Genomic DNA, 10,046 nt, shown 5'->3' with positions numbered 1-10,046 from the left:
CCATGGGTACGCACCAAAGCCCCCTGGCCGGTCAACCCGCACCCGCGTCCGTTCTGATCGATGTGGACAAGCTGCTGGCCGCCTATTTTTCGGAGCGCCCCGACCCCAGCGTGGCGGCGCAGCGCGTGGCGTTTGGCACCTCGGGCCACCGTGGTTCGTCCTTCGACGTATCGTTTAACGAATGGCATGTTCTGGCCATCACACAGGCCATTTGCGACCACCGCCGCGCGCGGGGCATTGCCGGGCCGCTGTTCCTGGGCATCGATACGCACGCGCTGTCCCAGCCCGCCTGCGACAGCGCGCTTGAAGTGCTGGCTGCCAATGGTGTGGACGTGATGCTGGCGCCGGGCGGCGAGTTCACCCCGACACCGGCCGTGTCGCACGCCATCCTTGCGCACAACCGCAGTGGCAACACCAACACCGCTCAAGCCGACGGCGTTGTCGTCACGCCCTCGCACAACCCGCCGCGCGACGGCGGTTTCAAGTACAACCCGCCACACGGCGGCCCGGCCGGATCGGACATCACCCAGGCCATCGGCGCGGCGGCGAACCGTTATCTGGAGCAAGGGCTGCAAGGCGTGCGCCGCATACCGCTTGCACAGGCGCTGCGGGCCAGCACCACGCACCACCATGATTTTTTGCGCCATTACGTGGACGATCTGGACAAGGTCATCGACATGGAGTGGATTCGCGCTTCGGGCCTTCGCCTTGGGGTGGACCCGCTGGGTGGCGCCGGCGTGCATTACTGGCCGGCGATTGCCGAGCGCTGGCAGATCGACCTCTCCGTGCTAAGTACGGTGGTAGACCCGCAATTTGGCTTCATGACGCTGGACTGGGACGGGCAGATTCGCATGGACCCGTCATCGCGCTTTGCCATGGAGCGGCTCATTGCGGCGAAAGACCGCTTCGACATTGCCTTTGCCTGCGATACCGACCACGACCGGCACGGCATCGTCACGCCCGGCGCGGGCTTGCTGGCGTCCAACCACTATCTGTCGGTGGTGGTCGACTACCTCTTTTGCCACCGGCCGCAATGGAGCGCCCACGCGGCCGTCGGCAAGACGGTGGTGACCACCGAGCTGATCGAACGCGTGGCCGCGCGCCTGCAGCGCCAGGTGTTCGATGTGCCCGTGGGATTTAAGTGGTTCTCACAAGGTCTGCTGGATGGCAGCCTGGGTTTTGCCGGCGAAGAGAGCGCCGGAGCCGCCTTCTTGCGCCGCGACGCCACGGCATGGACAACGGACAAGGACGGCATCACTGCCGCCCTGCTAGCCGCTGAGATGACCGCCGTCACCGGCAGCGACCCAGGCCACTTGTACCGGGCATTGACGGCAGACTTGGGAGAGCCTTTCGCAGACCGCGTGGAAGCCCCGGCGAACGCGCAGCAAAAGCAGGCGCTGGCGGCCCTTTCAGCAGATCAGATCACCGCCACCTCGCTGGCCGGAGAAGCCATCACCGCCGTATGCACCCAGGCGCCCGGCAACGGCGCCGCCATCGGCGGCATCAAGGTGAGCGCGCTCAGCGGCTGGTATGCCGCGCGGCCCTCCGGCACGGAAGACATCTACAAGATTTACGGCGAGAGCTTTCGCGGGACCGAGCATCTGGCGCAGATTCTGGCCGAGGCACAAAAGACGGTGGACGCCGCCTTGCAGGCAGCAAGCAGCTGAAGCTACAGGCCCTGCGCCACGGCGCCAACGCGCCCCAGCATGAACTCCACAAACGGCGGCACGCAAGGAATGTGGCCTGCCGGCGTGGCTTGGCAGTCGGTGAGCGAAACCAGGTCGCCCACACCCTGTTTCCGCATGGCTTGCAGGGTGTTCACCGAGCTGGCGTAAGGAACGGTCTGGTCGTCCCGGCCATGGAACATGGCCACCGGCACTTGCGGGCGCCAGTCGTGGACGCTGCTGCTCTGCGCGATGGCGCGCGTGTCGTCGGCAAAGAAGCTGTCGAGAAAGCGCGTGTCGTAGACCACGTCGGCATCGCCCGGAATCAGCTGACCCAGCACGGCCCGACGCACCTCGCGCTGCACACTGCCGCCCAGATAGCGCAAGAAACCCGGATTGATGAGCGCGCCCAGGAGCGGCTGCTTGTCGCGCACCACGTCAATCAAACCATCGAGCGTGGTCTGCACGTCGTACGGCCCGGCGCCGACCACGGCCATGCGCAACTGGGCCAGATGCGGCGAGCCGGTGGCCTGGAGTTCACGGTGCGCTGCCATCGTGGCGTAGCCGCCTTCGGAGTAGCCCGCCAGGAAGAGCTGGCCGTTGTCCTGCACCCCGCTCAGAGCACGCCAGTAGGTGGCCGCTGTGATGAAGTCATTGACCGCGGCTGCGGTAGGCGCAGCCAGCAGATACGGATGCGGCGTGCCGCGAGAGACGCCAAATCCGACATAGTCTGGCGCCAGCACCACATAGCCGAGCGACGCCAGCACCACCGCCACTTCGCCCGCCACCGCGTGCATGCTGGGCGTTTCCTCGTCACGAAAAATGGTGCCGTGCTGGTAGCTGAGCACCGGGCTGGCGCTGCCCGCAGGCTTTTGCGGCACGCTGACCAGGCCGGAAGCCCGCACTTCGCGGCCATCGGCGTCGATGGTCGTGTATTCGAGTCGCCAGGAGGCCACCGCATAACGCGGCACCGCGTTCTGCACCCGCGAGCCATCGTCTGCCAGCGCGGCAGCGATTTCTGTGGCCGCCACAGTGCCCAGTGGCGCACTGGCCTTGAAGCTGCCGCGTCCCACCGGGTTGACCGGGGGCGGTGGTGGTTGGACGGCGGCCTCATCGTCGTCTTTGCCGCCGCCACAGGCCGCCAGCAGGGCGAGGACAGCACCACAAAGCACCGCGCGCAGAGCAGGAGCAAGGTGCGAAGGCAAAGACGGGACGGCAAGTGAACGGGTAGAAAGCATCCGGACCATCATAGAAGCGCCAGCAGCGCGCCGCAGGGGACACTACACTTTGTGGTCTTTCGCTTCGCCCATTTGCATTCATGACGTATTGCGTCGCCATCAAACTCAACGCCGGACTGGTGTTCCTGTCCGACTCGCGCACCAATGCCGGGCTGGACCAGATCAGCTCGTTTCGCAAGATGATGATCTACGAAAAGCGGGGCAGCCGCTTCCTGGTGCTGTTGTCGGCCGGCAACCTGTCGATTGCGCAGTCGGTGCGCGAGGCATTGCAAACCACGCAAATCGTGGACGAAGAGCACTGCGGCGAACCCACAACCATCTGGAACGCCAACAGCATGTTCGACGCCGCACGCGTACTGGGCTGCGCCGTGCGCAATGTGCACGAGCGCGACGGCGAATCGCTCCGGCAGGCGGGCGTCGAGTTCAACGTGTCGCTGGTGCTGGGTGGACAGATTCGGGGCGAGCAAATGCGTCTGTTTCAAGTCTATTCGGCAGGCAATTTCATCGAAGCCACCGACGAAACGCCCTACTTTCAGGTCGGCGAGTCGAAATACGGCAAACCGGTGCTCGACCGCATCCTCACGCCCGACACATCCCTGGACGACGCAGCCAAATGCGCGCTGGTGTCCATGGACAGCACGCTCAAGTCCAACCTGTCAGTGGGTCTGCCGCTGGACATGGTGCTTTACGAAAACAACCGCTACGAAAGCGACAAAATCGTGTGCATTGACGAAGGGAATCCCTACTTTCGCATGCTGCACGACCGCTGGGGTGCCGAATTGCGCAATGCCTTTGACACCATCGAGAGCCCGCACTGGGACGCAGAAAGGCAAACCTGCGCGTCGCCCCTGCACGCGCCCGGTTGCCGCTACCAGCCACTGCGCAAAACTTCAGGCCCGTTTGATCGCTGAGGCGCTTGGGCTGGCGCACCGTTTTCAGGCGCCGCAATGACCCGCGCGACCTCCATCTGGCGCACCCGCCTTTCCTTATCTATGCCCCACATCGTTTTCTCCCACGGCAACAGCTTTCCGGGTGGCACCTACAGCGTGCTGTTCAAACAACTGCGCGCGCGCGGATTCAGGGTGAGCGCTATCGACCGCTTTGGTCACGATCCGCGCTACCCCGTCACCAGCAACTGGCCGCATCTGGTGCAGCAACTGGCCGACTTTGCGCAGGCGCAAGTGCAAGAGCACGGCGAACCGGTGTTTCTCGTCGGCCATTCGCTGGGCGGCATTGTCAGCGTGATGACTGCCGCCCAGCACCCAGAGCTGGCGCGCGCGGTGTTGATGCTGGACTCGCCGCTGATCAGCGGCTGGAAGGCCAATGCGGTGAGCGTTGCCAAGCGCACGCAAATGGTGGGCGCGGTGTCCCCTGGCCGCGTGAGCCGCCAGCGGCGCAACCGCTGGGCCAGCGACGACGAAGCACTGCAGCATTTCGCGCGCAAGAAGGCCTTTGCGCTCTGGGACCCGCAGGTGCTGCGCGACTACATCGCGCACGGCCTGGAAGACCACGAGGGACAGCGGGTTCTGCGCTTTGACCGCGCGGTGGAGACGGCCATCTACAACACGCTGCCACACAACCTGGCCACGCTGCTGCGCAAGCACCCACTCGCATGCCCGGCCGCCTTCATTGGCGGGCTCTCGTCGGTCGAGATGCAGCAGGTGGGCATGGCCATGACCAACCGCATAGCGCGTGGACGCGTGAGCATGCTCGACGGAACGCACCTGTTCCCCATGGAGCAGCCGCACACCACGGCGGCGGCGGTGGAAGCTGCGCTGCTGAACATGGCGACTCTGGCACCCATCGATTCGAACCAAGGCGTGTAAAGCCGTGCACAGCAGAGGACGCCTTTTGGCGTCCCTGCCCACCGGTACGCAGCAGGGCGCTCCACTGTGCATTGCCGGCCGAGCACGCCGCCGCTTGTAAGGCAAATACCTACAGACGGCCTCCCGAAACCAGACGCGCCGCGCAGCCAGACGCCGACTTAATTTCCTTTTGGGCCCGTTTCACAATCCATTTCACCGGATCACCAAAGCACGCATAAGGCATGCAAGGTGCCCTCCACCTGAAAAGGAAAGTGCCATGAACCACGAACAAGTGCTCGCAGAAATCCGCGAAGCCAACCTGACCTACCTGATGCTGGCGCAGACGCTGATCCGCCAGGACAAGGCCGAGGCGGTGTTCCGTCTCGGGCTCAACGAAGAAGCGGCCGACCTGCTGGTTTCGCTCTCTGCGGCGCAGGTGATGAAGATTGCGTCGCGCAACACCTTGCTGTGCAGCTTCCGCGTGGACGACAGCCTGGTCTGGGGTCTGCTGACCAACCACGACACGCCGCGCAAAGTGGGCAACGAAGCCACCAACACCTTGCACGCCAACATCCTGATGGCCAGCCGCGTCTCCGAAGTGCTCTGAGCAACCGGCCCTTCGCTCTCCACCTCACCTGACAGAGAACGCCATGACCACAACGACCGACACCACCGTCAGCACCCCCAAGCGCGCCGCTCCCAAGAGTGTGCTGAACGAATCGCGCCAGATCGAACGCGCTGCCCTGCTTATCGGCATGGGCGCACGCATGCAGGTGCTTGAATCGGAAACCACGCTGTCCTACGAGCGGCTGATCCGGCTCTACAAGGAGATCGCGGGCAAGTCGCCATCCAAAGGCCAGCTGCCGTTCTCGACCGACTGGTTCCTGACCTGGCAGGAAAACGTCCACAGCTCGCTGTTCCTCAACATCTACGAATACCTGGGCAAGGGCATGGAGCTGGACTCGGTCGAACTGCTCACCAAAGCCTATCGGCTCTACAACGAGCAGATCGAGATCGCCCAGGTAGAACCCCTGCTGTCTTTCACCCGCGCCTGGCGCCTGGTGAAGTTTGTCGACGCCGGCATGCTCACCCGCACCCAATGCAGCGACTGCAAGGGCCAGTTTGTCACCGAGCTGTACGAGAACCGTGGTTACGTCTGCGGCCTGTGCAACCCACCGGCGCGCGCGGGCAAAAGCAAGACCAGCGGCGCCTTGATGCTGCACTGAAAATTTCAATTAGTTTTTGGCTCTGGCGCTTATTCAGCAAGCGCTTTCAGCTATCAAAATAAGAGCAAATTCGGCGTATAACGGCATCACCGCATCACCGCATCACCGCATCACCGCATCTCCGCCGCCGGACTTTTGCCTTTTTCTCAGCGCAAGCCGAGCAGACTGCGCAACTCCTCGTCCAGCACCAGGGCGTAGTCGTGCGCGGCAATCGTCAGGTTGCCTTCTGGCCGCACGAGCTTGAGGCTCACAAAAACCTGCCGGCTCGACACCGCGTAGGTTCCGACCACCACGGCCTGCGCCGCGTGCGCGCGGCTGACCTCGCGCAGCTCGCGCGAGAGCAGCAGCGCACCCTCATGCGGCACCAACGCCACGGATTCGCGCAGGCGCAGCTCCGGCACGGGCAGACCGCGCTGCGTGAGGCGCCCGGCCATCTGCTCGGACACCACGCGGCCAAAGCGCGACGACGCACCCAGGTGGTCCAGATCGACCAGCGTGGTCACCAGCACCGGCGCACGCGCATCCAGCGGCGCGTTTTGCAATAGGGCATCGGCGGCGGCGTAGCTGCTTCCCACCATGTCGGCGTGGGGCGACAAGGCCAGCGTCGGACCGTACTTGTCGCCGTAGTAGTAGCCGGCGCAGCCAGTGAGCGCGCCCGCCGCCAGCACGGCCAGCGCCAGCGCCGCAAGGCTCCGGGGCGCCATCAAGACCCCCGGCTTCATGGCTTGACCACCAGCCAGGTTTTGACCGGGGTGGGAGGCGGTGCAGGTAACTCAGGCTGGTACAGCACGGCATCGTCCCGCTCTATGTAATACATGTCTGCCGAGCCTGCCAGATAGCGGTCGTGGCTTGTGAGGGTGGTGGTAATCAGCACCTCGGTGCGGGTGGGGCCGCCTGCTGCTGCGCCCTGCGTATAGAGATGCGCGATATCCAGGGCCAGGCCCGCGCCAATACCGATGGCGGTGGCGGCGCCAGGCAGCAGCACGCGGTTGGAGTAATGCTCCTTCCAGTCACGCCATACGCCCACGCCTGCCCCCAGCATCGTCCCGCCCAGGGGAATGGGCAGGCTGCGCGGCACATCGGCACCGTGTTGCACCAACTGCGTCTGAACCTGCAATTCGACCGCCGTCGGCACGGTGGACAGGACTACGCCCCGGTCGAGCAGCTGCACCCGCAAGAGCTTGAGAAAACCCTGGTTGAAACTGGAGTTGTCGGGCACGGTGACATGAATGGGGTAGTCGCCCTTTGGCCATTCGGATATTTTCTCCACCACCCGCGTGGCCACGTCGCCGGCCAGTACATCCCAATGGTGCACGGCGCGCGCCTTTTTCTGGCCGGTGGCAGGGTAGTTGTCGGCACGCGGCACATCAAGGGTGCCGCAGCCAACCAGCAGCGCGGCAGCCAGCAAAGGCGCGAGTGCCCGGAGGTGGGGGATGGGTGGAGGCATGCGACCCATGGTAGCCACCTGCAGGGCCCGCAATCGGCGCAACAAACTGGTGTTTCCCAACCAGAAGCGCTTTTTCGCAGCGACGCCAAGGACCAACAATCCCTCACAATGGCATGAAATACAAGGAGAAGGAATGCACCACCGCACACACCCCAAAAGCCACCTCGCCGCAGGCCTGCTGGTTCTGACCGCCGCATTGGCAGGTTGCGGGGGCACCACCGAGCCGGCGCCTCCTCCGTCGCCGCCACCCGGCCCAATCAGCGTGAGCTTCAGCGGACCTGCAGTGGACGGTAGCGTGCACGATACCAACACACCCATCAACCTGCAGGTGACAGTGACCGTGGATGGCAAAAGCGCTCCCGACGGCACGCTGGTGACGCTCAGCGCCAACCGCGCTACCGCCCGCCTGACGCGCCCCGTGACTGCCACGGTGGCCGGTACCGCAGCCTCGGAGATGCAAGACACCCAGCCGGGCGCCGTGCAGGTAGATGCCGCAGCCACCAGCAACACACACTCGGGCAGTGACCGCGTGACCCTGTTCATCCGCCCGAAACCAAAGGATCTGGAGCTGCTCGTGCCCGCCTTTTTCAGCGCTGCGGCAGGCTCCGCCTGGGAAACGCTCACCAGCGGCGCCACCAGCTACCCGGACGTGAAGATCACCGCCGTTGCAAACGCCAGCAACGGCATCCTGACCAGTGCCAGCAAGGCCGACACCGATCTCCTCGGTGCCATCACCCTGTTCAAGGCCGTCAAGCCAGGCAACCAGAAGGTGGTGGCCTACGTCTCCACCGCCTACGGCAGCGGCACGCGCTCGGTGGTGGATGTCAAAGCCACCATCGACAAATACATCGAGCTCTATCCCGGTCTCCTCGACGGCTTTTTCCTTGGGGAAATGGCGGCCGGGAGTGACCGGCTGGCGTTCTATACCGACCTCTACACCTACATCCACGGCAAGGGCCTCAGCGTGATTGGCGACCCAGGCAGCTTCCCGGACGCAGGCTATGCCGCCGCCGCCGATGTGCTGGTGACGTTCGAGGGCAACGCGGCCGCCTACCAGAACATTGACCCGCAGCCCTCCCACACCTGGGTCTACAACCAGGACAACACCAGGCAGGCCATGCTGGTGCACAGTGCCAGCGCTTGCACCACCATGCAAAAGGCCGTGGAAACCGCCAACAAGGCGCGCAGCAACACCGGTCTGGTCTACGTCACCGATCTCGTCGGCACGGGCAGCCCCTGGTCCGGCCTGCCTACCTACTGGACGAAACTGCTGGGCACGGTAGACGCACACAACAACGATCGGGCCTGGCCCGCTTGCTGAACGCCCGGCGCGGCGCGCGCAGCAGATTCCCACATCCATTGACTCATCCGCTCCCTCACCGAAGCGGATGAGCGCCTACAAGGGCGCGCCAGCGGAGACGCCACAATCCGCCGATGACCGAACCTGCCACCAGCGAGCCAATCCCACAGCCCCCGCCGTGCGAAGCCGATGCCAGCGTGGTGCTCACCCCCACCGAAGCTCCCGCTGAACCCGTGGCGGTCCATGTCCCGGTGGGCGTGCGCAGCGCTTCGCTGGCGCTGATTGCCCTGTGCGCCGCGCTGGCCGTGCTGCACTGGGCGGCTGCAGTGTTCATCCCGATCGCAATGAGCGCCTTGCTGATTTGCGCCCTCTCGCCCGTAGTGGGCTGGCTGCACCGCCACCGCGTGCCACGCGGCGTCTCAGCGGCGGTGCTGCTGCTGGCCCTCACGGGCGGCCTGGCGGGCACCGTGTACCAGTTGAGCGACGGTGCTTCGCAGGTTGTGGACTCGCTGCCCAAGGCCGCATCCAAAGTGCGCGACAAGATGCGCGAACGCGCTCGCCAGCCCAGCCCCATCGAGACAGTGCAAAAAGCGGCTTCGCAGATCGAGCAGGCCGCCGCCGAAACCACCGCGCCCTCCGTGGCCCGGCGCGGTGTGCAGCGGGTACAGATCGAGCGCAGCCCGCTCAACATCCGCGACTACCTCTGGAGCGGCACCATGGGGCTGATGTCGGTGCTGGGCCAGTTGACGATCGTGCTGTTCCTCAGCTTCTTCGCGCTTGCCGCCGGCAACAGCTTTCGCCTCAAGCTCATGCGCATTGCCGGCCGCAGCCTGGCGCGGCGCAAGGTGACCCTGCAGGTCATCGACGAGATCAACGGCCAGGTGCAGCGCTACATGCTGGTTCAGTTGGTCACCAGTGCCGTGGTGGGTGTCGCCACGGGCCTGGCGTACGCCGCATTGGGACTGGAGAACGCCGCCGTCTGGGCCGTCATCGCCGGGGTCCTCAACCTGGCGCCCTATATCGGCTCGCTCGCCGTCACCGGCGCCTCGGCGCTGGTGGCGTTCCTGCAGTTCGGCACCCTCGACATGGCCTTTGCCGTGGGCGGCGCCTCGCTGGTGATCCACACCCTGGTGGGCAACCTGCTCACCCCCTGGCTCACCAGCCGCACCAGCAGCCTGAGCCCGGTGGCCGTTTTCGTCAGCGTCCTCGCCTGGGGCTGGCTCTGGGGCCTGTGGGGGTTGCTGCTGGGCATCCCCATCATGATGGCCGTGAAAGCGGTGTGCGACCGCGTGGAAGACCTGCACGCGGTGGGGGAGTTGCTGGGGAACTGAAATTTTATTAAAAAATACGCTCTGACGCTTATCTG

The 10,046-nt window shown here is 64.9% G+C and carries 10 protein-coding genes; 7 read left to right on the top strand and 3 right to left on the bottom strand.

Features of this window, described 5'->3' with window-relative positions:
- Positions 1-2 precede the first annotated feature (2 nt).
- A complete protein-coding gene (gene pgm / locus C6571_RS12885) occupies positions 3-1,667 on the top strand; it encodes a phosphoglucomutase (alpha-D-glucose-1,6-bisphosphate-dependent) (RefSeq protein WP_106447038.1) in 1,665 nt (554 codons plus the stop codon).
- Between the two features lie 2 nt (positions 1,668-1,669).
- Here pgm and C6571_RS12880 read toward each other — a convergent pair whose 3' ends face one another.
- A complete protein-coding gene (locus C6571_RS12880) occupies positions 1,670-2,869 on the bottom strand; it encodes an alpha/beta hydrolase family protein (protein ID WP_245901275.1) in 1,200 nt (399 codons plus the stop codon).
- Positions 2,870-2,982: 113 nt separating this feature from the next.
- On the opposite strand from C6571_RS12880, the gene C6571_RS12875 reads away from it, so the two are divergent.
- The 4 genes from C6571_RS12875 to flhC all read left to right on the top strand — a co-directional run bounded on the left by C6571_RS12875 (position 2,983) and on the right by flhC (position 5,933).
- Positions 2,983-3,813: a proteasome-type protease gene (locus tag C6571_RS12875; protein ID WP_106447036.1), complete on the top strand. Its 831-nt coding sequence runs from the start codon at positions 2,983-2,985 to the stop codon at positions 3,811-3,813.
- Between the two features lie 81 nt (positions 3,814-3,894).
- On the top strand, positions 3,895-4,728 hold the full coding sequence (locus tag C6571_RS12870; protein WP_106447035.1) for an alpha/beta fold hydrolase: 834 nt from the start codon (positions 3,895-3,897) through the stop codon (positions 4,726-4,728).
- A gap of 256 nt (positions 4,729-4,984) precedes the next feature.
- Positions 4,985-5,314, top strand: coding sequence for a flagellar transcriptional regulator FlhD (flhD, locus tag C6571_RS12865; RefSeq protein ID WP_106447034.1), 330 nt, complete (start codon positions 4,985-4,987; stop codon positions 5,312-5,314).
- A 43-nt stretch (positions 5,315-5,357) separates the two neighbouring features.
- Positions 5,358-5,933: a flagellar transcriptional regulator FlhC gene (gene flhC / locus C6571_RS12860; protein ID WP_106447033.1), complete on the top strand. Its 576-nt coding sequence runs from the start codon at positions 5,358-5,360 to the stop codon at positions 5,931-5,933.
- 146 nt (positions 5,934-6,079) lie between these two features.
- Here flhC and C6571_RS12855 read toward each other — a convergent pair whose 3' ends face one another.
- Positions 6,080-6,655, bottom strand: a complete 576-nt coding sequence (locus C6571_RS12855) for a FlgO family outer membrane protein (RefSeq protein WP_245901274.1) — start codon at positions 6,653-6,655, stop codon at positions 6,080-6,082.
- Complete coding sequence (locus tag C6571_RS12850; RefSeq protein WP_245901273.1) at positions 6,652-7,380, bottom strand: hypothetical protein; 729 nt, start codon at positions 7,378-7,380, stop codon at positions 6,652-6,654. The genes C6571_RS12855 and C6571_RS12850 overlap by 4 nt, the downstream gene beginning before the upstream one ends.
- 133 nt (positions 7,381-7,513) lie before the next feature.
- Here C6571_RS12850 and C6571_RS12845 point away from each other — a divergent pair, with 133 nt between their 5' ends.
- Positions 7,514-8,701: a spherulation-specific family 4 protein gene (locus C6571_RS12845; protein ID WP_170094737.1), complete on the top strand. Its 1,188-nt coding sequence runs from the start codon at positions 7,514-7,516 to the stop codon at positions 8,699-8,701.
- A gap of 113 nt (positions 8,702-8,814) precedes the next feature.
- Positions 8,815-10,011, top strand: coding sequence for an AI-2E family transporter (locus C6571_RS12840; RefSeq protein WP_106447030.1), 1,197 nt, complete (start codon positions 8,815-8,817; stop codon positions 10,009-10,011).
- The last annotated feature ends 35 nt before the right edge of the window (positions 10,012-10,046 follow it).

Origin of the sequence: Simplicispira suum (assembly GCF_003008595.1) — a bacterium.
In the GTDB taxonomy this organism is placed as follows: Bacteria; Pseudomonadota; Gammaproteobacteria; order Burkholderiales; family Burkholderiaceae_C; genus Simplicispira; species Simplicispira suum.
The sequence above is the reverse complement of the archived record's forward strand: the minus strand, read 5'-3'. Positions and strand labels throughout refer to the sequence as shown.

What these genes read in the sequence shown, in the direction of transcription:
- C6571_RS12850 (WP_245901273.1), bottom strand. Translation starts at nt 7,380, where the DNA reads ATGCCTCCACCCATCCCCCACCTCCGGGCACTCGCGCCTTTGCTGGCT.
- flhD (WP_106447034.1), top strand. Translation starts at nt 4,985, where the DNA reads ATGAACCACGAACAAGTGCTCGCAGAAATCCGCGAAGCCAACCTGACC.
- pgm (WP_106447038.1), top strand. Translation starts at nt 3, where the DNA reads ATGGGTACGCACCAAAGCCCCCTGGCCGGTCAACCCGCACCCGCGTCC.
- C6571_RS12875 (WP_106447036.1), top strand. Translation starts at nt 2,983, where the DNA reads ATGACGTATTGCGTCGCCATCAAACTCAACGCCGGACTGGTGTTCCTG.
- C6571_RS12870 (WP_106447035.1), top strand. Translation starts at nt 3,895, where the DNA reads ATGCCCCACATCGTTTTCTCCCACGGCAACAGCTTTCCGGGTGGCACC.
- flhC (WP_106447033.1), top strand. Translation starts at nt 5,358, where the DNA reads ATGACCACAACGACCGACACCACCGTCAGCACCCCCAAGCGCGCCGCT.
- C6571_RS12840 (WP_106447030.1), top strand. Translation starts at nt 8,815, where the DNA reads ATGACCGAACCTGCCACCAGCGAGCCAATCCCACAGCCCCCGCCGTGC.
- C6571_RS12855 (WP_245901274.1), bottom strand. Translation starts at nt 6,655, where the DNA reads ATGAAGCCGGGGGTCTTGATGGCGCCCCGGAGCCTTGCGGCGCTGGCG.
- C6571_RS12845 (WP_170094737.1), top strand. Translation starts at nt 7,514, where the DNA reads ATGCACCACCGCACACACCCCAAAAGCCACCTCGCCGCAGGCCTGCTG.